At 58.4% G+C, this 22953-nt stretch carries 19 protein-coding genes; 5 read left to right on the forward strand and 14 right to left on the reverse strand.

Annotated elements, in window-relative coordinates; genetic code table 11:
- Window positions 1-187 precede the first annotated feature (187 nt).
- Genes fdnG through fdnI form a run of 3 tightly spaced genes read left to right on the forward strand, consistent with a single transcriptional unit; the run spans window position 188 to window position 4780 of the window.
- Window positions 188-3235 carry a formate dehydrogenase-N subunit alpha gene (fdnG, locus tag NUX24_RS12375; protein WP_257832000.1) on the forward strand — a complete coding sequence of 1016 codons (3048 nt, stop codon included), beginning with the start codon at window positions 188-190 and terminating at the stop codon, window positions 3233-3235.
- A gap of 11 nt (window positions 3236-3246) precedes the next feature.
- The gene (gene fdxH, locus NUX24_RS12380; protein WP_257831815.1) at window positions 3247-4131 is read left to right on the forward strand and encodes a formate dehydrogenase subunit beta; all 885 of its coding nucleotides are present in this window, start codon (window positions 3247-3249) and stop codon (window positions 4129-4131) included.
- A complete protein-coding gene (gene fdnI, locus NUX24_RS12385) occupies window positions 4124-4780 on the forward strand; it encodes a formate dehydrogenase-N subunit gamma (protein WP_257831817.1) in 657 nt (218 codons plus the stop codon). Before fdxH ends, fdnI begins: the two co-directional genes overlap by 8 nt.
- A 58-nt stretch (window positions 4781-4838) precedes the next feature.
- On the opposite strand, the gene ppk2 is transcribed toward fdnI, so the two are convergent.
- Entirely contained in the window at window positions 4839-5657 is an 819-nt protein-coding gene (gene ppk2 / locus NUX24_RS12390; protein ID WP_047650993.1) for a polyphosphate kinase 2, read from the reverse strand.
- Between the two features lie 167 nt (window positions 5658-5824).
- On the opposite strand from ppk2, the gene araJ reads away from it, so the two are divergent.
- On the forward strand, window positions 5825-7000 hold the full coding sequence (gene araJ / locus NUX24_RS12395; protein ID WP_257831819.1) for an MFS transporter AraJ: 1176 nt from the start codon (window positions 5825-5827) through the stop codon (window positions 6998-7000).
- Between the two features lie 7 nt (window positions 7001-7007).
- Here araJ and NUX24_RS12400 read toward each other — a convergent pair whose 3' ends face one another.
- The 12 genes from NUX24_RS12400 to NUX24_RS12455 form a co-directional block, all read right to left on the reverse strand.
- Window positions 7008-8099 carry an alkylhydroperoxidase domain protein gene (locus NUX24_RS12400; protein WP_257831821.1) on the reverse strand — a complete coding sequence of 364 codons (1092 nt, stop codon included), beginning with the start codon at window positions 8097-8099 and terminating at the stop codon, window positions 7008-7010.
- A 10-nt stretch (window positions 8100-8109) separates the two neighbouring features.
- The gene (locus tag NUX24_RS12405; RefSeq protein ID WP_257831823.1) at window positions 8110-9099 is read right to left on the reverse strand and encodes a putative FMN-dependent luciferase-like monooxygenase; all 990 of its coding nucleotides are present in this window, start codon (window positions 9097-9099) and stop codon (window positions 8110-8112) included.
- Entirely contained in the window at window positions 9096-10703 is a 1608-nt protein-coding gene (locus NUX24_RS12410; RefSeq protein WP_047650988.1) for an ABC transporter ATP-binding protein, read from the reverse strand. Before NUX24_RS12410 ends, NUX24_RS12405 begins: the two co-directional genes overlap by 4 nt.
- Window positions 10703-11551 carry an ABC transporter permease gene (locus NUX24_RS12415; protein ID WP_257831826.1) on the reverse strand — a complete coding sequence of 283 codons (849 nt, stop codon included), beginning with the start codon at window positions 11549-11551 and terminating at the stop codon, window positions 10703-10705. The genes NUX24_RS12410 and NUX24_RS12415 overlap by 1 nt, the downstream gene beginning before the upstream one ends.
- Window positions 11548-12492 carry an ABC transporter permease gene (locus NUX24_RS12420; protein ID WP_047368609.1) on the reverse strand — a complete coding sequence of 315 codons (945 nt, stop codon included), beginning with the start codon at window positions 12490-12492 and terminating at the stop codon, window positions 11548-11550. The genes NUX24_RS12415 and NUX24_RS12420 overlap by 4 nt, the downstream gene beginning before the upstream one ends.
- 10 nt (window positions 12493-12502) lie before the next feature.
- Window positions 12503-14122: a TIGR04028 family ABC transporter substrate-binding protein gene (locus NUX24_RS12425; protein ID WP_257831830.1), complete on the reverse strand. Its 1620-nt coding sequence runs from the start codon at window positions 14120-14122 to the stop codon at window positions 12503-12505.
- 149 nt (window positions 14123-14271) lie between these two features.
- Window positions 14272-15282, reverse strand: coding sequence for an alcohol dehydrogenase AdhP (adhP, locus tag NUX24_RS12430; RefSeq protein WP_047348428.1), 1011 nt, complete (start codon window positions 15280-15282; stop codon window positions 14272-14274).
- 198 nt (window positions 15283-15480) lie between these two features.
- On the reverse strand, window positions 15481-17193 hold the full coding sequence (locus NUX24_RS12435) for an ABC-F family ATP-binding cassette domain-containing protein (RefSeq protein WP_257831835.1): 1713 nt from the start codon (window positions 17191-17193) through the stop codon (window positions 15481-15483).
- Between the two features lie 329 nt (window positions 17194-17522).
- The gene (locus NUX24_RS12440) at window positions 17523-19220 is read right to left on the reverse strand and encodes an NAD-dependent malic enzyme (protein WP_257831837.1); all 1698 of its coding nucleotides are present in this window, start codon (window positions 19218-19220) and stop codon (window positions 17523-17525) included.
- Window positions 19221-19396: 176 nt separating this feature from the next.
- A complete protein-coding gene (sra, locus tag NUX24_RS12445) occupies window positions 19397-19534 on the reverse strand; it encodes a stationary-phase-induced ribosome-associated protein (RefSeq protein ID WP_008501714.1) in 138 nt (45 codons plus the stop codon).
- Window positions 19535-19629: 95 nt separating this feature from the next.
- The gene (gene bdm / locus NUX24_RS12450; protein ID WP_013096534.1) at window positions 19630-19845 is read right to left on the reverse strand and encodes a biofilm-dependent modulation protein; all 216 of its coding nucleotides are present in this window, start codon (window positions 19843-19845) and stop codon (window positions 19630-19632) included.
- Window positions 19846-20077: 232 nt separating this feature from the next.
- Window positions 20078-20929, reverse strand: coding sequence for a Vmh family MBL fold metallo-hydrolase (locus NUX24_RS12455; protein WP_257831845.1), 852 nt, complete (start codon window positions 20927-20929; stop codon window positions 20078-20080).
- A 110-nt stretch (window positions 20930-21039) separates the two neighbouring features.
- On the opposite strand from NUX24_RS12455, the gene NUX24_RS12460 reads away from it, so the two are divergent.
- Complete coding sequence (locus NUX24_RS12460) at window positions 21040-21915, forward strand: LysR family transcriptional regulator (protein WP_257831847.1); 876 nt, start codon at window positions 21040-21042, stop codon at window positions 21913-21915.
- Window positions 21916-21922: 7 nt separating this feature from the next.
- Here the strand turns inward: NUX24_RS12460 and NUX24_RS12465 are convergent, their stop codons facing one another.
- On the reverse strand, window positions 21923-22882 hold the full coding sequence (locus NUX24_RS12465; protein ID WP_257831848.1) for a hypothetical protein: 960 nt from the start codon (window positions 22880-22882) through the stop codon (window positions 21923-21925).
- Window positions 22883-22953 lie beyond the last annotated feature (71 nt).

Raw genomic sequence — 22953 nt, forward strand, 5'->3', positions numbered from 1 at the left:
TGTATCGCATTCATCCTAACGCTGTCGCCAATTATTCTCTTAAACCGTTAATCAAAAAGAGGTATTTAAAGGTTCCGGGGGTGACTATTAAGGGGGGGAAGGCAGATGACCTTGATTTGACGCAAAAAAAACAGGGGCTTTGCTGTTAGTTTGCGGCGCGAAGTCTTATATGAAAACGAGGACAACAATGGACGTCAGCCGCAGACAATTTTTTAAAATCTGCGCGGGCGGTATGGCCGGAACAACGGCAGCCATGCTGGGATTTGCTCCCAAAATGGCGCTGGCTCAGGCACGCAACTATAAGCTGCTGCGCGCAAAAGAGATCCGTAACACCTGCACATACTGCTCCGTAGGTTGTGGGCTTTTAATGTATAGCCTGGGCGATGGCGCGAAGAACGCCAGAGAAGCGATTTACCATATTGAAGGGGACCCGGATCATCCGGTGAGCCGCGGGGCGCTTTGCCCGAAAGGGGCGGGGCTGCTGGACTATGTTCACAGTGAAAACCGCCTGCGCTACCCGGAATACCGCGCGCCGGGTTCAGATAAATGGCAGCGTATCTCCTGGGACGAGGCCTTCTCCCGTATTGCAAAATTAATGAAAGCCGACCGCGACGCCAACTTTATTGAAAAGAACGCGCAGGGCGTAACGGTCAACCGCTGGCTCTCCACCGGGATGCTGTGTGCGTCCGCGGCAAGTAATGAAACCGGCATGCTGACGCAAAAATTTGTGCGCTCTCTCGGCATGCTGGCGGTAGACAACCAGGCGCGCGTCTGACACGGACCAACGGTAGCAAGTCTTGCTCCAACATTTGGTCGCGGTGCGATGACCAACCACTGGGTTGATATCAAAAACGCTAACGTCGTGGTGGTGATGGGCGGTAACGCCGCGGAGGCCCATCCGGTGGGATTCCGCTGGGCGATGGAAGCGAAAAACAACAACGATGCGACGCTTATCGTCGTCGATCCGCGCTTTACGCGTACGGCATCGGTGGCGGATATCTATGCGCCAATCCGCTCCGGCACGGACATTACGTTCCTGTCCGGCGTGCTGCTGTACCTGATCGAAAACAACAAAATTAACGCGGAATACGTTAAGCACTACACCAACGCGAACCTGCTGGTGCGGGATGATTTTGCCTTCGATGACGGGCTGTTTAGCGGCTTTGACGCCGAAAAACGCCAGTACGATAAAACGTCCTGGAACTATCAGTTCGATGAAAACGGCTATGCGCTGCGGGATGAAACCCTGACGCACCCGCGCTGCGTGTGGAACCTGCTGAAGCAGCACGTCTCCCGCTATACGCCGGACGTGGTTGAAAACATCTGCGGCACGCCGAAAGCGGACTTCCTGAAGGTGTGTGAGGTACTGGCCTCCACCAGCGCCGCCGACAGAACCACCACGTTCCTGTATGCGCTTGGCTGGACGCAGCACACCGTCGGCGCGCAGAACATCCGCACCATGGCGATGATCCAGCTGCTGCTCGGCAACATGGGCATGGCCGGTGGCGGCGTAAACGCGCTGCGCGGGCACTCCAACATTCAGGGGCTGACCGACCTCGGTCTGCTTTCCACCAGCCTGCCGGGCTACCTGACGCTGCCGTCTGAAAAGCAGGCCGATCTGCAAACGTATCTTGAGGCCAATACGCCGAAAGCGACGCTGCCGGATCAGGTGAACTACTGGAGCAACTATCCCAAGTTCTACGTCAGCCTGATGAAATCCTTCTACGGCGATGCGGCACAGAAGGAGAACGACTGGGGCTTTGAGTGGCTGCCGAAGTGGGACCAGGCGTACGACGTCATCAAGTATTTCAACATGATGGAAAAGGGCGACGTCACGGGGTATATCTGCCAGGGCTTTAACCCGGTGGCCTCTTTCCCTGACAAGAACAAAGTCGTTCGCAGCCTGAGCAAGCTGAAGTACATGGTGGTTATCGATCCGCTTGTGACCGAAACGTCCACCTTCTGGCAGAACCACGGGGAATCAAACGATGTCGATCCGGCGTCGATTCAGACCGAAGTCTTCCGCCTGCCGTCCACCTGCTTTGCGGAAGAGGACGGTTCGATTGCAAACTCCGGCCGCTGGCTGCAGTGGCACTGGAAAGGCCAGGACGCTCCGGGCGAAGCGCGTAACGACGGTGAGATCCTGGCCGGGATTTACCATCGCCTGCGCGAAATGTACCGCACCGAAGGCGGCAAGGGCGCTGAGCCGCTGCTGAAGATGGGCTGGCACTACAAGCAGCCCGATCGTCCTGAGTCTGAAGAAGTCGCGAAGGAGAACAACGGCGTGGCGCTGGCGGATCTCTATGACGCTAACGGCAACCTGGTGGCGAAGAAAGGCCAGCTGCTGAACAGCTTCGCGCTGCTGCGCGACGACGGCACGACGGCGTCGTCCTGCTGGATCTACACCGGCAGCTGGACGGAGCAGGGCAACCAGATGGCCAACCGCGACAACGCCGACCCGTCCGGGCTGGGCAATACGCTGGGCTGGGCATGGGCGTGGCCGCTGAACCGTCGCGTGCTGTACAACCGCGCGTCTGCGGACGTAAACGGCAGGCCGTGGGATCCGAAACGCATGCTGATCCAGTGGAACGGGGCAAAGTGGGCGGGGAACGATATCCCTGACTACAGCACCGCCGCGCCGGGCAGCAACACCGGGCCGTTCATCATGCAGCCGGAAGGGCTGGGACGCCTGTTTGCCCTCAACAAGCTGGCGGAAGGGCCGTTCCCGGAACACTACGAGCCGATGGAAACGCCGCTCGGCACCAACCCGCTGCATCCGAACGTGGTCTCCAGCCCGGTGGTGCGTATCTACGAAGATGACGTCCTGCGCTTAGGTAAAAAGGACAAGTTCCCGTACGTAGGGACGACCTATCGCCTGACCGAGCATTTCCACACCTGGACCAAGCACGCGCGGCTTAACGCCATCGCGCAGCCGGAACAGTTTGTGGAGATCAGCGAAACGCTGGCGAAAGCGAAAGGCATCGCCAACGGCGACCGCGTGAAGGTGAGCAGCAAGCGCGGCTTTATTCGTGCGGTGGCTGTGGTCACCCGCCGCCTGCAGTCGCTGAACGTGCACGGCCAGCAGGTGGAAACCGTCGGGATCCCGCTGCACTGGGGCTTTGAGGGCGTGGCGCAGAAAGGCTACATCGCCAACACCCTGACGCCAAACGTCGGCGATTCCAACTCGCAAACGCCGGAGTACAAGGCGTTTCTGGTCAACATCGAGAAAGCGTAAGGAGCGATTCAATGGCGATGGAAACACAAGACGTTATCAAACGCTCCGCGACCAACCCGATAACGCCCGCGCCCCACGCGCGGGACTACAAGGCAGAGGTCGCTAAGCTTATCGACGCCTCCTCCTGCGTGGGCTGTAAGGCCTGCCAGGTGGCGTGCTCGGAGTGGAACGATATCCGCGACGAGGTGGGGCACTGCGTGGGGGTCTACGATAATCCGGCGGATCTGAGCGCCAAATCCTGGACGGTGATGCGCTTTAGCGAAACCGACCAGAACGGCAGGCTGGAGTGGCTCATCCGCAAAGACGGCTGCATGCACTGTGAAGATCCGGGCTGCCTGAAGGCGTGCCCGTCTGCCGGCGCAATTATTCAGTACGCCAACGGTATAGTCGACTTCCAGCAGGACAACTGCATCGGCTGCGGGTACTGCATCGCGGGCTGTCCGTTTAATATCCCGCGCCTCAATAAAGAGGATAATCGGGTATACAAATGCACCCTGTGCGTGGATCGCGTCAGCGTCGGGCAGGAGCCCGCGTGTGTGAAAACCTGTCCGACCGGGGCAATCCACTTCGGCACCAAAAAAGAGATGCTCGACGTGGCGCAACAGCGCGTGGACAAGCTGAAAGCGCGCGGCTATGAGAATGCGGGCATTTATAACCCGCAGGGCGTGGGCGGTACGCACGTGATGTATGTGCTCCACCATAACGACCAGCCGGAGCTGTACCACAACCTGCCGAAGGATCCAGCGATCGATACCTCCATCAACCTCTGGAAAGGAGCGCTTAAGCCGCTCTCGGCGGCGGGCTTTATCGCCACCTTTGCCGGGCTGATTTATCACTACATCGGTATCGGGCCAAACAAAGAGGTGGATGAGGACGAGGAGGAGCATCATGAGTAAGTCGAAAACCATCGTGCGCACGAAGTTTGTTGACCGCGCCTGTCACTGGACGGTTGTGATCTGCTTCTTCCTGGTGGCGGTGTCGGGGATTTCGTTCTTCTTCCCGACGCTGCAGTGGCTGACCGAGACCTTCGGTACGCCGCAGATGGGGCGCATTCTGCATCCGTTCTTCGGCGTGCTGATTTTTGTGGTGCTGATGTTTATGTTCGTGCGCTTTGTCCATCACAACATCCCGGACAAGCAGGATATCCCGTGGGTGAAAGGGATAGTCGAAGTCCTGAAGGGCAACGAGCATAAGGTCGCGAAGGTGGGGAAATACAACGCCGGGCAGAAGATGATGTTCTGGACCATCATGAGCATGATTTTTGTGCTGCTGGTGACCGGTGTGATTATCTGGCGTCCGTATTTTGCGCACTACTTTCCGATTCAGGTGATTCGCTACGCGCTGCTGATCCACGCCACGTCTGCCATCATTCTGATCCACGCCATCCTGATCCACATGTATATGGCGTTCTGGGTCAAAGGATCGATCAAAGGGATGATTGAAGGGAATGTGAGCCGCCGCTGGGCGCAGAAACACCACCCGCGCTGGTATCGTGATGTGGAACGACTGGAAGCGAAACGGGAAAGTAAGGAAGGATTGAAGTAAGACCTGCGCCGTCGGCTTTGCCCGGCGGCGCTGCGCTTGTGCGGGCTTACTCTTCAAATCAGAACCGCTCCTCCACATAGCGGAACGGATATTTTGTGGGTTTGACTTTGCCGATTTTGCGTTTCGGTAAATCCACCTTCTCAACGTGTATTTCTTTATAAGGTATCTGCGAAAGTAGATGCGAAATAATGTTCAGTCGCACGCGTTTTTTATCTTCTGAACGTGCCACAAACCACGGCGCCCAGGCGGTGTCTGTGGCTTCAAACATGGCGTCGCGGGCGCGGGTGTACTCGTCCCACAGGTTAAAGGACTTAATATCCATCGGCGATAGCTTCCAGATTTTACGACCATCGTTAATACGGTCACGCAGACGCCGCTCCTGCTCTTTCGGCGTCACCTCCAGCCAGTACTTCAGCAGGATAATTCCGGCATCCACCATCGCTTTTTCCATCACCGGCGCACCATCTAAAAATTTCTCCGCCTGTTCCTCCGTGCAGAACCCCATCACCCGCTCAACGCCCGCGCGGTTATACCAGCTACGATCGAAGATCACGATTTCACCAGCCGATGGCAGGTGGGGCACATAGCGCTGGAAGTAAAGCTGGCTTTTTTCCTTTTCAGTCGGAGCAGGGAGCGCAACAACGCGAAACACGCGCGGGCTGACGCGCTCGGTGATCGCTTTAATGGTGCCGCCTTTGCCAGCACCGTCGCGTCCTTCAAAAACAATACACACTTTCAGCCCTTTAGCGACGACCCACTGCTGGAGCTTAACCAGTTCAACGTGGAGGCGACGTAGCTCTTGTTCATACTCTTTGGTCTTTAACGGAGCGTTCTTTACGACATCAACAGCGACACTGGTTTTCTTTTTGCTTCCCATGATGGTCATCCTCAGTTTGTCCGACGCGGAAAAAAAGCGAGGCCGCACAATGAAGTGTAATCCACCTGAATTAATGGATTAACCTGTCAGCCAGCTGATTTGAACTGGCTCACCATACAAGATTATTCAATAATGTCCGTCGCGTGTGATTAACCCGTGGTTGAAGTATGAAAAAGACAATTTTTTCGTTGGCGCTTGGCACATTTGGCCTCGGAATGGCCGAATTTGGCATTATGGGCGTGTTAACCGAGCTGGCACATGACACCGGCATTTCGATTCCCTCCGCCGGGAATATGATCTCGTTTTATGCGTTCGGCGTAGTGATTGGCGCCCCGGTTGTGGCGCTGTTCTCAGGCAAGTTTTCGTTAAAGACCACGCTGCTGTTTCTGGTGGCGATGTCCGCTGTCGGTAATGCCCTGTTCACGTTTTCCACGTCCTATTTCTGGCTGGCGGTGGGGCGGCTGATTTCCGGCTTTCCGCACGGGGCTATTTTTGGCGTCGGGGCGATTATCCTGTCGAAAATTGCGCCGCCGGGTAAGGTGACGGTCGCGGTGGCTGGGATGATCGCCGGTATGACCGTGGCGAACCTGATGGGCGTTCCGCTGGGCACCTGGCTCGGGCACCAGTTCAGCTGGCGTTATACCTTTTTTCTGATTGCCGTGTTCGATGCGCTGGTGATCCTCTCGGTTCTGCTCTGGGTGCCGGACATCCGCGACACATCAGAAATCAAATTGACCGAGCAGTTGCACTTTCTGAAAAAACCAGAACCCTGGCTGATTTTTGCTGCCACCATGTTTGGCAACGCCGGGGTGTTCGCGTGGTTCAGCTTTGTTAAGCCGTTTATGGTCAACGTCTCCGGTTATTCAGAAGGGATGATGACGGCCATCATGATGCTGATGGGGCTTGGCATGGTGTTGGGCAATCTGCTGAGCGGTAAACTCTCGGGGCGTTTTAGCCCGCTGCGCATTGCGGCCACCACCGACATGGTGATTGTCGCCTCGCTGCTGCTGCTTTTTGCCTTAGGTGAACTGAAAACGGCCTCGCTGGTCATGGGCTTTATCTGCTGTGCCGGGCTGTTCGCGCTCTCTGCGCCGCTACAAATTCTGCTGCTGCAAAATGCGAAGGGCGGTGAAATGCTGGGGGCGGCAGGAGGGCAGATGGCGTTTAATCTCGGCAGCGCGATCGGGGCGTACTTTGGTGGGATGATGATTACCTTCGGCTTTAGCTGGCGCTACGTCACGCTGCCTGCAGCGATACTCTCGTTCTCGGCCATGAGTGCACTGCTGATCTATGGTTACCTGCGGGCCAGACGGGCTCAGGCTAACGCTCGCGCGCTAGCCTGATTTTAATTCAGGCAAGCCAGGGCTCGCCGAGGGTCAGCATCAGGCGGTTGGCCCAGGCGAAGAATGCGGCGGACTGCACCAGATCAAGCTGGGCTAAGGTATCCAGCCCCTCTTTTTCCAGCGCGGCAAGGTGCAGCGGCGTGGCGGCGGGCGGCGTGACCGACAGCGCCGCCGCAAAATCGATTTCCGCCTGCCAGCGTGCAGATTGCCCCTCGCTCAGGGACTGCCCCGGCCTCACGGCCAGCAGGGCTTCTACCGCCGCGTCATCCTTTGACAGCTGGCTGGCTTTACGCGCATGGACAGATGCGCAGTAAATGCAGCCGTTGATTTTACTGGCGACCGTTGCGGCCAGCTCGCGCTCGGCGCGCGGCAATCCCCCCGATGTATAAAAAATTCCTTTATCCGTTAACGTGCGCTGTTCAAGCACCGGCAGGTTGCGCGCCAGCAGGCGGAAGTAGTCGGAATCGGTATGGCCAAATTTCGCCAGGATGGCAACCTCATCGTCACGGAAATCCGCCAGCGGTTTGGCCGCTATCCACGGCTCCCATCCCAGCTCCTGCCGGGTGAACGCGACGGGGGCCGCCTTTCCGGTGACCGTTGTTGCGGTCGTGTGCCAGATGCCCGCCGCCACCGGCGCATCGCTTCTGGCGACGGGCCTGTCGTTCAGCAGCCGCAGCCCGGTGATGAGTCGGCTCTGGAAGCTCACAAACGCAATAAGCTGCGCCAGGGTAACAATGCCTTCCTTGCTCCATCCCGCCTGGGCCAGCGCCCTTAACGCTGCGGGCGTCGCTTCGACGGGGGAGAACGTCAGCAGGCGCGCGAAGTTCAGCGCCGGGGTCAGGCGTTCTGAGGTCGGGTCGGCCAGGCCAAATCCCGCATAGTGCGCGGCCAGCGCCTCCGCGCTGTGCCACCTGGCGACTTTTGCCGCCACGGCGAAGCGCTCGTCCAGTGCAAAATCAGCATCCTGCTGGCTAAAGAGAATTTCGTAGCTGCCCTGCGCGTGGCGCGTGGCGGCATCACGCGTGGCGCGCGCCTCTGCCAGAGGGGAACCGGGTTTAATTTCCGCCAGCTCGGCGAGAATGTCCTGACTTAACGACATAGGGGTCTCCTCAAAGGATGTGGGGGGCAATACGTTCGGCGATCAGTTCGATGGACCGCAGCGTGTCGCGATGCGTAGGTTCGACCGAATGGACCTGGAATGAGATATCCGTGGCGCGCCTGAGAATGGAATCAGCATTCAGCGAATGCAGCACCGTATCGGGCGAACCAATATGGGCGTCAAACTGGCGGCGATAATCGGTGACACTGTCACCTTTGACCGTGTGCCCGGCAGCGCGATGCTGCTGGGCCTGTTTCGTAAGGCCCGGCGTGGCGACCCTGAGCGCATAGTCGTCGCTGTCGGCGACGAACGCCGTGCGGGAGGCCAGAATGCGCGGTGCGATGCCCGCAGGCAGCGCCTCAAGGTAGGCATCCACAATCGGGTTCTGGATCTCGTCGAGCGTTAAATCAGGCCGATCTGCCGGGCGCGGCTGCGTGCGCGAGAGCATTAACCCGTGTCCGGCCCGGGCGGCGCGAACGGCTCCGTCAACAGAGAAGGTGGCAATCCAGATACGGTCGGCCAGCTGCGGCGCAGGCGGGTAAAGGTGGTTATCCGGATGGGTCAGCGAATCCCCGCGCCAGGCGCTCTGGATCACATGCAGATGGTCAGCAAACGCCGCGCCGCGCTCCTCAAAGGTCAGGCCGAACGGCAGAAAGGAGGTTGGCGTGCCGCCCGAACCAAAACCGACCTCAAGACGACCATCGGCGAGTAAATCGAGTACGGCGGCATCTTCCGCGACGCGCAGCGGGTTTTCCATCGGCAGGGTAATGATGGCCGTGCCCAGGCGGATGGTTTCGGTATGCGCGGCTACGTGCGCCAGAAACAGCAGCGGCGACGGCAGGCCGCCTTCACTTTCGTGGAAGTGGTGCTGGGCAATCCAGGCGCTGTCAAAACCGTGGCGTTCGGCGTGGCGGATCTGTTCCGTTGCCAGACGATAGCGCTCCTTCGGCGCAGCGTCGTCAAGCAGGCGAGTGAAAAATCCCAGGCGTTTTCGCGTCATGCGAACTCCTCCGTAGCGGGTGAAAAATGGGGAATGGCGTCAATCAGCTCGCGGGTATAGTCATTCTGCGGCGACGCGAATAAGGTTCCGACGTCACCCTGTTCGACCACCTGACCGCTGCGCAGCACCGTGACGCTGTGGGCGATCCGGCGAACCGTGGAGAGATCGTGCGTGATAAAGAGGTAGGTCAATCCCAGCTGCTGCTGCAGCTGCTGAAGCAGCGCCAGGATCTGCGCCTGCACGGTGACGTCCAGCGCGGAGGTGGCTTCGTCCAGCACCAGAATGGTCGGCTCCAGGATCAGCGCCCGGGCGATGGCAACGCGCTGGCGCTGTCCGCCTGAAAGCTCCCGGGCGGTGCGGGTCAGGAATTCGACGGGCAGGGCAACCCGCTGCGCCACCGTCTCCACCCGGAGTTTTCGCTGCGCCTTACCGAGGCGAGAAAAATTCTTCAGGGGCTCTTCGATGATCTCGAACAGCGTCTGACGCGGATCGAGAGAGGCAAACGGGTTCTGGTAGACAAACTGGATCTTCTGGCGCAGCTGACGGCGGGCCTCGCGGCTGAGCGTGGTGGCATCAATATCATCAATAATGACCTGTCCGCTGTCGGCCTGTTCAAAACCCAGCAAAATACGGGCGAGGGTGGTTTTCCCGGAGCCGGATTCACCGACCAGCGCATGCGTACTGCCGCGCCTGACGTCAAACGTTACCCGATCCAGCGCCTGAAGCTGATGACCTTTGCCCAGGGAGAATTGTTTGCTGATGGCGCGGGCGCGAATGGCCGGTGACGCGAGCGGGCGACCGGCCACCGGGGCGATGGTCAGGCGCTGGCCCTGGAGATCGCTCAACAGCTGGCGGGTGTAGGCGTGCTGCGGCGTGCGGACGATATCGGCGGTGTTGCCCTGTTCCTGAACCTCGCCATCGCGAAACACCAGCAGCCTGTCCGCGCGCTGTGCGGCCAGCGCCAGATCGTGGGTGACAAACAGAACGGCGGTACCCGATTCCCGGCGCAGGATATCCAGCAGATCGAGAATGCGTTTTTGCACCGTCACGTCCAGCGCGCTGGTGGGCTCATCGGCAACGATCACGTCCGGACGCAGCGCTATCGCGATGGCAATCAGCACGCGCTGTTTCATCCCGCCGGAGAGCTGATGGGGATACTGCGTCATGCGCTGTTCGGGGTGGCTCAGGCCGACCTTTGTCAGCAGGGCGAGCACCTGCTCGTCGCGCTCGGCGCGGGTCACTTTGTTGTGGAGCTGAATGATTTCTCCGACCTGCGCACCGATGGTTTTCACCGGGTTGAGCGAATTACCCGGATCCTGCGGCACCAGGCTAATTCGCGCTCCGCGAAGGGTATCGAGACGCTTAGCGGACCATCCGCTAATCTCTTCGCCGTTGAGCGATATTTTTCCCGCATCGCGCCGGGCGTTATCGGCCAGCAGGCCAATGATCGCCTGCGCCGTGGTCGTTTTGCCGGATCCGGATTCGCCGACAAACGCCAGCATTTCCCCTCGTTCAAGCGTGAAGCTGACGTTATGCACCACCTCTCGCCACTGGCGAGCGGTACGGTAGCTAATCGTCAAATTTTCCACTGAGAGCACGGTCATTAGCGACCTCCGCTGAACTGTTGGCTGATACGGTTGGTGGCCAGCACCACGGCGATGACGACCACGCCGGGGAAGGTGGTGAGCCACCATGCGGTAGAGAGATAGTTACGGCCTTCGGCAATCAGTAAGCCCCATTCCGGCACCGGCGGCGGGGTGCCGTAGCCGAGAAAGCTCAGCGTGGAGAGCGCCAGGATGGCCTGACCAAACTGCAGCGTGGCAAAGGCCAGGACGGCGTTTAATGCGTTGGGCAGGATGTGTCGCCACAGCACGGCGAAAAACGTCCCGCCGCTGCCAAACGCCGCTTCGACATAATCCGTATGGCGGATACGCACGACTTCACCGCGCGCGAGGCGGGCGAAGCTGGCAATGGAGGCAACGCCGACGGCAATCGCGGCGTTAACGGTGCCAAACCCGAGCAGAATAATCACCGTCAGCGAGAGCAGCAGAGACGGGATGGAGAGCAACACGTCGACGAAGCGCATCAGCAGAGACTCGACGCGTCCGGCGAACGCCCCGGCAATTACCCCTAAGCCGGTGCCGACCACCAGGCCCATCGTCACGGCGGCCAATGCCGCGCTCAGGGAGTGGGAGGCGCCATAAACGATACGCGTGTAAACATCGCGGCCAAGCTGATCGGTTCCGAGCCAGTGACCCGCCTGCGGCGCCAGGCGCTGTGCCCCGGCGATGCCCTCAATCGGGCTGTAGTGGGTTAACAGGCCGGGCGCTACGGCGGCAAAAGCGGCGAGAATAATCACCGCCCATGCCAGCCACAGCCCCGGCTGCCATTCCACTCCCTGCCACTCAGGAACGCGTTTTCGCGCGGCGGCCGCGTAATCGACCAGACTCATGATGCACCTCCGGTAACGGTTTGCAGACGGGGATCCAGCAGCGGCATCAGCAGATCCACCAGTAGGTTGATCAGGACAAAACCGAGGGCGGAAATCATCACGACCGCCTGAAGCACGGCGATGTCCTGATTATTCACCGCCTGCTGGGTCAGCTGCCCGAGCCCGCTGCGGCCAAAAACGGTTTCGGTGATCAGCGCCCCGGCAATCAGCTCGCCCAGCAGCAGTCCGGCAATGTTCAGGACCGGCAGCAGGGCGTTGCCGGTCACGTGACGCCACAGGACGGCGGTTTCACTCAGCCCTTTGGCGCGGGCCACTGCGACAAACGGCTGCGTCGCCACCTGGTCCAGGCTGCGCATCAGGATTTGCGCCAGCGGGGCGGAGATCGGGATCGCAACGGTCACGATCGGCAGGATCAGCCCCTGCAGCGGCGTCGGGTTAATCACCGGGATCAGCCGCAGCTGAAAAGAAAAGAGCTGGATGAGGGCAATCCCCAGCCAGAACGTCGGTAAGGAGATAAACAGGACCGGCAGAGACTGAAGGGTATTGCTCAGCCAGCGCAGCCCCGGCAGACGCGACGCAAAGGCCAGCGCAAACGCCAGCAGGACCGCGAGCAAAAAGGCGGGCAGGGCGAGGCTCAGGGTATCCGGCAGATTGCTGGCAATCAGCTCGCTGACCGGCACGCCTGCCTGTAGCGAATAGCCGAAATCGCCGCGCAGCATCGCCAGCAGCGTGTGGCCGTACTGCTGCCACAGCGGGCTGTCCGCGCCGTAGGCCACTCGCATCTCCTCGATTTGCGCCGGGCTTAAGCCCAGGTCCGGGTTCTGAAATTTAATCAGCACCGCGTCGCCCGGCAGCACCTGGAGCAACACGAACGAGAGGGTAAAGGCGGCCCACAGTACCAGCAGCCCGTGCCCTAAACGTTGAAGAAGTGCGTGGCGCATCGTCGGCTCCTCAGTGTTTCTCAATCCACGCGCCGTAGAACGACGGGCGGCCAACCGCTTCGAAATTCACGCCTTTCAGCCACGGCGCACCGGCAAAGACCTGCGGCTCCTCGAAAATCGGAATGACGTAGGCGTTATCCAGCAGGTAGCGCTGGGCGTCTCCCGTCAGCTGCAGGCGTTTTTGCGGGTCGACCTCAGCCGAAATGTTCACCAGCAGCGCATTCAGCCTGTCGTCACGGAAGTTTTTGACCTTGTCGCTGGATCCGCCTTTTTGCAGCAGCGCGTCGCGGTTAGCCGGGTAGAACATGCTTTTCACCACGTCCGGATCGGCGCGGCCCACTTCGGAAACGGTTAACGGGGTTTTCAGCGGGTCAAGGTTATCCAGCGTTCGGCTGCCTGCGTCACCGGCTTTGACGTTCAGCGCCACGCCCACCTGTCGCCACTGCTGGGCAACCAGCTGCAGCACCTCTTTGTTTTGCGGCTGCGGCAGAGATTCGTATACCGTCAGCGCCAGCCGCTGGCCGTCTTTGGCGCGGATCCCGTCGCTGCCTGCTTTCCAGCCCGCGTCGTCCAGCAGCTGGTTGGCTTTTGCCGGGTCAAAGGTCAATTTGTCGCTGAGATCGACAAAGCCTGCGGCGGAACCGGCAATCACGGACTTCGCCTGCGGATAGTTGGCCGAGAAGAGGGTCTCGACCACCTGTTTTGCATTGGTGGCATGCAGCAGCGCCTGGCGAACGCGAATATCGGAGACCAGCGGGTTATCCGGGCGGAAGCTGATGCTGTCGTTCACCCCGCGCGTCGGGGCGGCGTAGATCTTATAGCCCTGGTCTGTCGCTTGCTTTTCGTCATACGCCTGCACCTGGCGAATAAAGTCGGCCTGACCGGCCAGCAGGGCGCCGACGCGCACGCTGTCTTCCTGAGTCACAATAAACTTGATGCCATCGAGATTGGCGGGCCCCTGTTGCGTCAGGTTTTTCGGTCCCCACTGGTAGTCTTTGCGGGCTTCGAGCGTCACTTCACGACCCAGCTTCTCGTCCTTCACCACAAACGGGCCGGAACCGATGATGTGGCGGGCATCACCCAGCTCTTCGAAGTTGCGCTTCAGCGTGCTGAGCGAGACCAGACCCGAGCCAATGGTGGCGGTGCCCTGCAGGAACCCCGGCGACGGTTTTTTGAAGTAGAACTTCACGGTCAGCGGGTCGATGACTTCGCTGCGATCGTAGTTATTAATCACTTCTGACACCGGCAGGCGCTGCGCCTTATTGCCTGAACCGTAGGTATCAAAGTTTTTCGCCACGGCGTTGGCGTCCAGCGGCGTGCCATCGGAGAAGGTGATGCCGGGACGAAGCTTAAAGGTGTATTCGGTTTTATCGGCGTTGGTGGTCCAGCTTTCTGCGACCCAGGGTTCGACCTGCAGCGTCTTTGGGTTCTGCCACGTCAGTTTGTCGGTGATTTGATTCAGAATGCCGCCGTTCGGATAAAAGCCACCGGCAGGCGGATAGAGGTTAGTGTGCGCCTGTTGCTCCAGATAAATCAGCGTGCCGCCTTTGACGGGCGCATCTGCTGCCCAGGCTGCGGTTGTCGCCAGGATCAGCGCCGTCAGCAGCGGCAGACGAAATGGGGTATGCATGGTGAATTCCTTTGTTATCTTCTTGTTAGCGTCGGATTCATCATCGGGCGCGGGGGAAAACAAGGGAACAAAGGAATTAAGATAAGGATTGCCGGAAAATGGCTATAAAAAAACCGCTCCAGCGAGGAGCGGTAATGAAAGATGAACGATTATGAACGCAGGTCAATCACCATACGGCCGCGGATCTGGCCCTGTTCCATCTCTTTAAAGATGGCGTTGATGTCCTCGATTGGACGCATCGTGACTTTCGGCACGACCTTACCTTCGGCGGCAAACTGGAACGCTTCCTGCAGATCCTGACGGGTGCCGACCAGGGAACCTACCACCTGAATGCCGTCCAGCACCAGACGCGGAATGTCGAGGCTCATCGCTTCCGGCGGCAGGCCAACCGCGACCACGCGGCCACCGGCACGCACGGCGTCAACGGCTGAGTTAAAGGCCGCTTTTGCGACGGCAGTAACGACTGCGGCATGCGCGCCGCCGGTTTTCTCCTGCACAATTTTTGCGGCGTCTTCGCTGCGGGAGTTGATGGTTAAATCCGCACCCATGCTGGCCGCCAGCTTCAGCTGTTCGTCGTTAACGTCGAGAGCGATGACTTTGGCGTTAAAGACGTTTTTGGCGTACTGCAGCGCAAGGTTGCCCAGACCGCCCAGACCATAGATTGCGATCCACTGGCCCGGTTTAATACCGGAAATTTTTACCGCTTTGTAGGTGGTGACCCCGGCGCAGGTGATGCTGCTGGCCGCAGCGGATTCCAGACCGTCCGGCACTTTTACGGCGTAATCCGCGGTGACGATGCACTCTTCCGCCATGCCGCCGTCAACGGAGTAACCGGCGTTTTTCACGTCGCGGCACAGGGTTTCGTTGCCGGTATTACAGTATTCACAGTGGCCGCAGCCTTCAAAAAACCAGGCCACGCTTGCGCGGTCGCCGACTTTCAGCGATTTCACGCCGGGGCCAACTTCTTTTACGATACCAATCCCTTCGTGGCCCAGGATAACCCCGGTTTTATCGCCAAAATCACCGTTCTTCACGTGGAGATCGGTATGGCATACGCCACAGCACTCCATCTTCAGCAGGGCTTCCCCGTGCTTTAGCGGGCGTAAGGTTTTTTCGGTGACATTAACCTGATGATCCTGAGTGACAACAGCAGCCTTCATGTGTATCTCCTTGTTCATGATGAGTATCTGCATAGCAGGTGTAATACTCCTCAAGGATTAGTGCTTTGGGGCTGTAATGCAAGGCAACGGCAACATAATGTCATCATTTAATCCGATTTCAGAATAAGAATACGGCGTTCCTCTAATAATTTAGGGGGAAAAAACTGGCCCGCCGAGAGAGACCCGGCGGGCGCAGACTTACAGCAGTGCTTCTATTTCCTCAATCTCTTTACGCCATTGCGCCTGCAGCTGCGGCTTTTGATGCTTCGGCTTACGCGCCAGATCGTCTTCCAGCAGCGTTTCCAGCGCGACCAGCCGTTCGAGCAGATCGTCATACGGCGAGGATGGAACCGTCGCCGCGTCGATGACGGGCGCGGCGGGTGTCGCCAGCCCTGCGCTTTCACGCAGGCGTTCAAACACCGCCTCAGCATCGTGCCACTCGCTCAGCTTTCCCTCTTCAATCAGCCAGAAACGGTTGCAGCTTTGGCTAATTAACTGGCGATCGTGGCTGACCAGCAGGACGCAGCCTTCAAACTGCTGAAGGGTTTGCGCCAGCGCCTCTTTGCCTTCCATGTCGAGGTGGTTGGTCGGCTCATCCAGCATCAGCAGGCTGTAGCGGGCAAGCGTCAGGCCAACGAACAGCAGGCGCGAGCGTTCGCCACCGCTGAGCGTGCTGACCGTTTGCCCGTGACGCGACCACGGGAAACCCGCGCTTATCAGCGCCATTTTGCGGTTCTGCGGATCCGGTGCGAAAGGCTCCAGCGCGTCGAGCAGCGTGGCGTTGTCAGCAAGCTGGTGAAGCGTCTGGTCGTAATAGCCTGGCGACACGCGCGGATGGATTTTCAACCCGCTGTCTGCGGACTCATCGGCAAACTGTTGCCAGATAAGCCTCATCAGCGACGATTTTCCGCAGCCATTGCGACCGACAATCGCCACGCGATCGCCGCTTTTCAGCCGCGCCATTTCGATGCTGAACAACGCCGGCAGGCCAGGTGCAGGAGGCACGTCGAGGTTCTCCATTTCCAGCAAACGGTCGGCCCGCAGCGCGTCGCCGCGCAGGGTTAACGTCCACTGGCTGCCTGCCGTGAGTGCCGTCTGGCTCTCCTTCAGCCGTTCGACCTGTTTTTCCATCTGTTTGGCTTTGCGGGCCAGGTCTTCGTTGTCGTAAACCTTGCCCCAGGTCGCCAGCCGCTTCGCGCTGGCGGTCACGCGGTCGATCTCCTTTTGCTCCGCCTTGTGGCGCTGCGCGTCGCTTTCATCCTTTGCTTCAAGCGCCTTGCGGGCTGCCGTGCAGGGAAGGGCGAAGTAGTGCAGCGTTTTATCGCGCAGGATCCAGCTGCCGTTGGTGACGGCATCCAGCAGCTGTCTGTCATGCGAGACCAGCACAAAGCTGCCCGACCAGTTCTGCAGAAAGTGTTCCAGCCAGAGCATGGTCGGCAAATCAAGGTGGTTGCTGGGTTCATCGAGCAGGAGCAGGTCCGGCTCGTGAATCAACGCCCGCGCCAGCAGCAGGCGGGTGTGCTGCCCGCCGCTCAGCGTGGCGGATTGCAGCATCATATCCTGCGGCGTGAAGCCCATGCTCGCCAGCAGCGTTTCGGCTTTCCAGCGCAGGCTATCGCGCTCAGCCAGAGGCAGCTGTGCGAGTACGGCATCCAGCATGGTCAGCGGGAAAATGGCGTCCGGGAGATGTTGCTCCACTCGCGCCATCAGGCAGTGCCCGGCCAGCGCGACCGTTCCGGCGGCGGGGGAGTCAGTACCGTCCAGCACCTTCAGCAGCGTGCTTTTACCGCAGCCGTTGTCGCCCAGCAGGCCAATGCGGTCGCCTTTTTTCAGCGTAAAGGAGAGTGAGTCGAAGAGCGTGCCAAACGCCGTATCAACGCGTAAAGATTGTGCAGTGAGTAAAGTGCTCATTGTTGCTTACCCAAGAGTTACAGGCATGTTTATGCCTCGTCAAACATCGCTGACGATAACTCAGTAAGCCCGAGAGAAGGGATTTCAGGGGTTGGTGTCTTCGCTCAAGCAGAAGTTATCGCAGCACGATACCGATAACGCTTGAGCTGGTGCGATCACCAAATGTATGTGAAACATTGAAAATTTCACGATACAGCATAATTGGCCTCCTTATATATTCAGTAGGTTGATGGATGAAGGGAGTGTAGCGGGGGAAAAGGGGTTTGGCTAGTGGGGGTACAAATGTAATTCCCTCTCCCAAAGGGAGAGGGAACGGTCGGAAGGCAGAATTAAATCGAGGTACGGCGATAGCTGCGGTATTCAGGTTTCCAGAAGTTGTCGTCGATGGCCTGCTGCAGCGCGTCGGCAGAGGTTTTCACCGCCACGCCCTGCTGCTGCGCCATTTTACCTACCGCAAACGCGATAGCGCGCGACACCTTGTGAATGTCCTTCAGCTCCGGCAGCACCAGCCCTTCACCGTTGTTGACCAGCGGCGAGTAGCCCGCAAGGGTTTCGCTCGCCGACATCAGCATCTCATCGGTAATGCGGGACGCGCCGGAAGCGATCACGCCCAGCCCAATGCCCGGGAAGATGTAAGAGTTGTTGCACTGGGCAATCGGATAGGTTTTATCCTTCCACACCACCGGGTCGAACGGGCTGCCGGTCGCGACCAGCGCGTTACCTTCGGTCCAGGCGATGATGTCCTGCGGCGTCGCTTCCACGCGGGAGGTCGGGTTGGAAAGCGGCATCACGATAGGGCGCTCGCAGTGCTTGTGCATCTCGCGAATGATCTCTTCGGTGAAGAGGCCGGTTTGCCCGGAAACGCCGATCAGAATATCCGGCTTCACGTTGCGCACCACGTCCAGCAGGGACAGGACTTCGTTGTCGGTATCCCAGTTTTTCAGGTTCTCGCGCTTCTGCACCAGCTTGTTCTGGAACGGCAGCAGGTTCGGCATAGCGTCGGTCAGCAGGCCGAAACGGTCAACCATAAAGACGCGGGAACGGGCCAGCTCTTCGCTTAAGCCTTCGCGCTGCGTCTGGGCGATAATCTGCTCGGCGATACCGCAGCCCGCAGAGCCTGCGCCCAGGAAGACGATTTTCTGGTAGCTCAGCTGGCTGCCGGCTGCGCGGCTGGCGGCGATAAGCGTACCCACGGTCACGGCCGCGGTGCCCTGGATGTCGTCGTTAAAGGAGCAGTTCTCATCGCGATAGCGGTTCAGCAGCGGCATCGCGTTTTTCTGCGCGAAGTCTTCAAACTGCAGCAGAACGTCCGGCCAGCGGTGCTTCACGGCCTGGATGAAATCGTCGACGAACTGGTAGTACTCGTCGTCGGTGATGCGCGGATGGCGCCAGCCCATATAGAGCGGATCGTTGAGCAACTGCTGGTTATTGGTGCCGACGTCCAGCACTACCGGCAGGGTATACGCCGGGCTGATGCCGCCGCAGGCGGTGTAGAGTGAGAGCTTACCGATTGGGATCCCCATCCCGCCAATGCCCTGGTCGCCGAGGCCGAGAATACGTTCGCCGTCGGTCACCACAATCACTTTGATATTGTGGTTCGGCACGTTCTGCAGAATATCGTCCATGTTGTGACGGTTCTGATAGGAGATGAATACCCCGCGTGAACGACGATAGATCTCTGAGAAACGCTCGCAGGCCGCACCCACCGTCGGGGTGTAGATCACCGGCATCATCTCTTCGAGATGGTTCTGCACCAGGCGATAGAAGAGGGTTTCATTGGTGTCCTGAATGTTGCGCAGGTAGATGTGCTTGTCGATTTCAGTTTTGAAACCCTGATACTGGATCCACGCGCGCTCCGCCTGTTCTTCAATGGTTTCAACCACTTCGGGCAGTAAACCCAGCAGGTTAAAGCTGCTGCGCTCTTCCATGCTGAAGGCGCTGCCTTTATTGAGCAGGGGGAATTCGAGTAAAACCGGTCCGGCGTATGGGATGTATAAGGAACGATGTTTTTTCAGTTTGTTGTCCATGTCACTCACTCTTTTTATGAAGATCCGTCCCTGACACTGCTGTTTGTCATCTTTCTGGCCTGTGCGATGGGGTGCGGTCCGACGGTATTATAAAGGAGCTAAATATTAATTACCGCAACACATAAACAAAAACACCACCGGGATTACCGATGGTGTTCTGGATCTCAGTCTGGAACTTACTTGCCCGCGTGGCGTTTTCTGCCCGTGGCGTGAGTGACCTGCGTTTCGTGGTCGCCTTCAATCACCACTTTACGCTGATTGGAAAGCTTGTAGTTCAATCCCAGAATATGGCGTGCCTGACGGTTCGATTTCATGTTAACTCCTCAATCCTGTTGATAGTTTTAAGGACCAGTTTGCTTACGCAAACGAAATGTAACCCCTTAGGTTGCAGATCCAGCTTAGCAGGTTTTTACAAGGGTGCGTTTTGCCCGCTGACGACGTAGTTAATGGTCTGCTGGTAGATGTCACTGAGGATGTCATTATCCGTGGATTCCACCCATTTGGTCAGTTCCATCAAAATGTCATCTTCAGTCACAGCACCGTGCTCGGCGTGAAGACCCTGCGCAATCGCGTTAACGAGTTCAGGTTGTGCTGCTGCAGTATTAGCCGGGTAATAAGTAAACATGCTGCCTCCGTGTCGTTGTCTGTTTAATGGTACGGCTCGCAAAAAATTTAATTCATAAAGAGAATGGCAAATATTTTCCCGGTTGTGGTTCAGATTCATCTTAGAAATAAAAATAATATAAGTGCATGCTTTTATGCGCTTTTAAAAGGTGTGGCTATATCGACGCGTAACGGCGGGGATATTTTTGCGGGGCTCCTGCTATCGAGGAAATATAGCAGGAGCCATTTTTAAATTACCACTTCATTTCGCCAGTATTCACTTTGGCGCTTAATTCCAGCGAGCTCTCATCAGCCAGGCCGGGATACTGTTTTTTCAGGGTGCTGATGACGCCTGCGGAATCTTTATGCGCGGCTAAAGCCTTTTCAAAGCGCTGCAGATAGTCGCGGGTAAAATCAATCGCGCCAGTACCCGCTGGTGGAGTGCCCAGGTAGTGGCCCGGTATCACGCGCTCAGGTTTGTGAGCGGCCATATTCTCCAGCGTTTCCTTCCACTGCTTGCGGCTTTCTGGCGTCTGGGTGTCTGCCGTCCAGACGTGAATACCCCAGGCCACCCCGGTACCGCCGAGGATCGTTTTTGCCGACGGGATCCACACATACGCCGCATAGCTGTCTGGCTGTTCGATGTCGACCTTTTCCCCGTCAACCATGAACGTGGTGGAGGCAAGCACCTGCGGGACGACCAGCTCCGTTGGCGCGCCGTCCTTCATCTGCGGCCCCCAGAAGGCGAGCTTGGCGTCTTTGGTGGCTTTAATATGGTCAACCACATGCTGCGTGGCCACCACTTTGGCATTCGGGAAGGCTTTGACCAGCGGCTGCAGGCCAAAATAGAAATCCGGATCGCCGGAGGTGATCACAATCTTGTTCAGGGTTTTACCGCTTTGACGAATTTTTTCTACCAGCGCTTCGCCATCCTTCACGCTGAACTGCGCGTCAAACAGCACCGCCTCTTTCGGGCCGGAAACCAGCGTGGAGGAGACCGGGAAAATGCCTTTTTCCTGCGGGTTCCAGGTATCAATGGTTAACGGCGCGGCAAAAACAGCCGGCGTGATAAGGGTGGAAAGCAGGGCAAGGTGAGTGAGTTTCATGCTGTTGTCTCTGTTGTTCAGGAATGTCTCTATTGTACGGATATTCGCATTTGCCAGAATTCCTGAAACAAGACATGCTTAGTTTCATAAATCGAGCAAATGGAGCTTATATGGATCGCGTTATCGCCGCTCAGGTCTACAACCGGATATGCGAGCTGGGCAGTTTGAGCGCGGCGGCCCGCGCGTTGGGCATTTCCCGACCGATGGTGAGCCGCTACCTTGAACAAATGGAGAAGTGGGCGGGTACGCGGCTGGTAAACCGCTCCACGCGCAAGCTGACGCTGACCGCTGCAGGAGAAAAGGTGCTGCAAAAAACCCGGACGCTCTCGCAGATTTCGCAGGAAATCGAGGGCCAGTCGGAAAAAGATCTGCCGTCAGGCACGCTGCGGGTGGCCTGCGCCCATTTTACCGCCATGCACCTGATTGCGCCGGTCCTGCCTGAGCTGCTCTTGCGCTACCCGCAGCTGCGCATCGAGCTGGACGTGAACAACCACCCGGTCAGCCTGGTAGGAGAGCGCATTGATGTTGCCGTGCGCATTACCGACAATCCCGAACCCGGCATGATTGCCCGCCGGCTGGGGGAATGTCGCTCGGTGCTCTGCGCCTCGCCGGCGTATCTGGCACAGCACGGTACCCCCGTCAGCCCCGAAGAATTAGCGCAGCACAACTGCCTGCACTACAGCTTTTTCGCCGGGCAGTCCTGGCACTTCCTGACGCCGGAAGGTGAAAGCCTGAGCGTGGCCGTCAGCGGCAACCTGAGCGCAAGCATCTCTTCGCTGCTGATGGACGCGGCGATCAAGCACTGCGGTATCGCCATGCTGCCGGAGCGCGAAGCGTCTGCCGCGCTGGAACAGGGATTGCTGGTGCCGGTACTGGAGGCGCTTGAGCCGAAAGCGCTTGCCATCCATGGCATTTATCAGTCCCGGGAATACCAGCCTGCCGCGCTGCGCGTGTTCCTTGACGAACTGTCGCGCTACCTGGCATAAGAAGGGATTACTTCGCCTTTAGCCAGGGAGACGCCGTGCTCCAGAAAATAATATCGGCACCGAGATAACTTTCGCCGAAGCGGACAAATTCCGCTTTGGTGAACGGTTTTCCGGTCTGAGGATCCTTATAGGTCAGGGTCGGCTCCTGAACCGCCATGGCGATGAGCGGCAGCGTCTGTTTATTTTTATGGAAGAAGGGATAGGCATTCTTCATGTGGGCCTTGCGGTTGGGAACAATGTCCGGCCCGCCCAGGCCGATATTGTTAGCGCTGGCGTACGCAAACAGACGCCCCATGTAGTTGTGGTCGTTATCCCATTCGCACGGCCAGAAGTTAACGTACTGCACCACGTGTGATTTCTGAAAAGCCTTTCGCGCAAAGGCCAGGTTTTCCATTTCACCCGCGAAATAGCTGTCGCAGGTAAATCCGGCGGGCGGATTTTTTTCGTCGAGATCGATGGCGGTTTCGGGCAGGTTTACCCCATACACCTCGCCGTCAAAGCGTTTCGCGAGGGCGGCCAGCAGCGCCTGGTAGCGCTGGCGAACGGCAGGATCCCACTGACGCGCCACCCATCCTGACCCGACCGGCTTACCTTCGCCGGGGTTATCGAACTGCGGCGCAATCCCGCCACCGTACTGCGTGTCGCGCATCAGATAGTCCGGAACGTAGCGGGCGTCCGGCTCAAAGAAACGATCCTGGATTTGAATAAAGAGCTTTTTTCCGGCGGCCTTAACGCGCGCCAGATCCTGATCAATCCGCGAGAAGTCATAGCTGTCCTTCTCGGGTTCCAGCAGGCGCCAGTTGTAAACGATCTGCACCCCGCCGATATCGCTTCGCGCAACGAGCGGAAACGCCGCGTCGAGATCGCCCGAGCTGGTATAGATAAAATTCTCCGGCGTTTTCGCCAGCGAAGAGAGCGACAGAGCCAGCGTGGTGACGGCAACGGCCATCCTGATTTTTAGCGCCATATCATTATCCTTTTTGTCGGTACAGCAGGTGAAAGTCCCGGAATTGTCTGTGTTCCAGGGTGGGGCAGATG

Source organism: Enterobacter sp. HG048 (assembly GCF_024702055.1).
Taxonomy (GTDB): Bacteria; Pseudomonadota; Gammaproteobacteria; order Enterobacterales; family Enterobacteriaceae; genus Enterobacter; species Enterobacter dykesii.

What these genes read in the sequence shown, in the direction of transcription:
- fdxH (WP_257831815.1), top strand. Translation starts at nt 3,247, where the DNA reads ATGGCGATGGAAACACAAGACGTTATCAAACGCTCCGCGACCAACCCG.
- fdnI (WP_257831817.1), top strand. Translation starts at nt 4,124, where the DNA reads ATGAGTAAGTCGAAAACCATCGTGCGCACGAAGTTTGTTGACCGCGCC.
- ppk2 (WP_047650993.1), bottom strand. Translation starts at nt 5,657, where the DNA reads ATGGGAAGCAAAAAGAAAACCAGTGTCGCTGTTGATGTCGTAAAGAAC.
- araJ (WP_257831819.1), top strand. Translation starts at nt 5,825, where the DNA reads ATGAAAAAGACAATTTTTTCGTTGGCGCTTGGCACATTTGGCCTCGGA.
- NUX24_RS12400 (WP_257831821.1), bottom strand. Translation starts at nt 8,099, where the DNA reads ATGTCGTTAAGTCAGGACATTCTCGCCGAGCTGGCGGAAATTAAACCC.
- NUX24_RS12405 (WP_257831823.1), bottom strand. Translation starts at nt 9,099, where the DNA reads ATGACGCGAAAACGCCTGGGATTTTTCACTCGCCTGCTTGACGACGCT.
- NUX24_RS12410 (WP_047650988.1), bottom strand. Translation starts at nt 10,703, where the DNA reads ATGACCGTGCTCTCAGTGGAAAATTTGACGATTAGCTACCGTACCGCT.
- NUX24_RS12415 (WP_257831826.1), bottom strand. Translation starts at nt 11,551, where the DNA reads ATGAGTCTGGTCGATTACGCGGCCGCCGCGCGAAAACGCGTTCCTGAG.
- NUX24_RS12420 (WP_047368609.1), bottom strand. Translation starts at nt 12,492, where the DNA reads ATGCGCCACGCACTTCTTCAACGTTTAGGGCACGGGCTGCTGGTACTG.
- NUX24_RS12425 (WP_257831830.1), bottom strand. Translation starts at nt 14,122, where the DNA reads ATGCATACCCCATTTCGTCTGCCGCTGCTGACGGCGCTGATCCTGGCG.
- adhP (WP_047348428.1), bottom strand. Translation starts at nt 15,282, where the DNA reads ATGAAGGCTGCTGTTGTCACTCAGGATCATCAGGTTAATGTCACCGAA.
- NUX24_RS12435 (WP_257831835.1), bottom strand. Translation starts at nt 17,193, where the DNA reads ATGAGCACTTTACTCACTGCACAATCTTTACGCGTTGATACGGCGTTT.
- NUX24_RS12440 (WP_257831837.1), bottom strand. Translation starts at nt 19,220, where the DNA reads ATGGACAACAAACTGAAAAAACATCGTTCCTTATACATCCCATACGCC.
- sra (WP_008501714.1), bottom strand. Translation starts at nt 19,534, where the DNA reads ATGAAATCGAACCGTCAGGCACGCCATATTCTGGGATTGAACTACAAG.
- bdm (WP_013096534.1), bottom strand. Translation starts at nt 19,845, where the DNA reads ATGTTTACTTATTACCCGGCTAATACTGCAGCAGCACAACCTGAACTC.
- NUX24_RS12455 (WP_257831845.1), bottom strand. Translation starts at nt 20,929, where the DNA reads ATGAAACTCACTCACCTTGCCCTGCTTTCCACCCTTATCACGCCGGCT.
- NUX24_RS12460 (WP_257831847.1), top strand. Translation starts at nt 21,040, where the DNA reads ATGGATCGCGTTATCGCCGCTCAGGTCTACAACCGGATATGCGAGCTG.
- NUX24_RS12465 (WP_257831848.1), bottom strand. Translation starts at nt 22,882, where the DNA reads ATGGCGCTAAAAATCAGGATGGCCGTTGCCGTCACCACGCTGGCTCTG.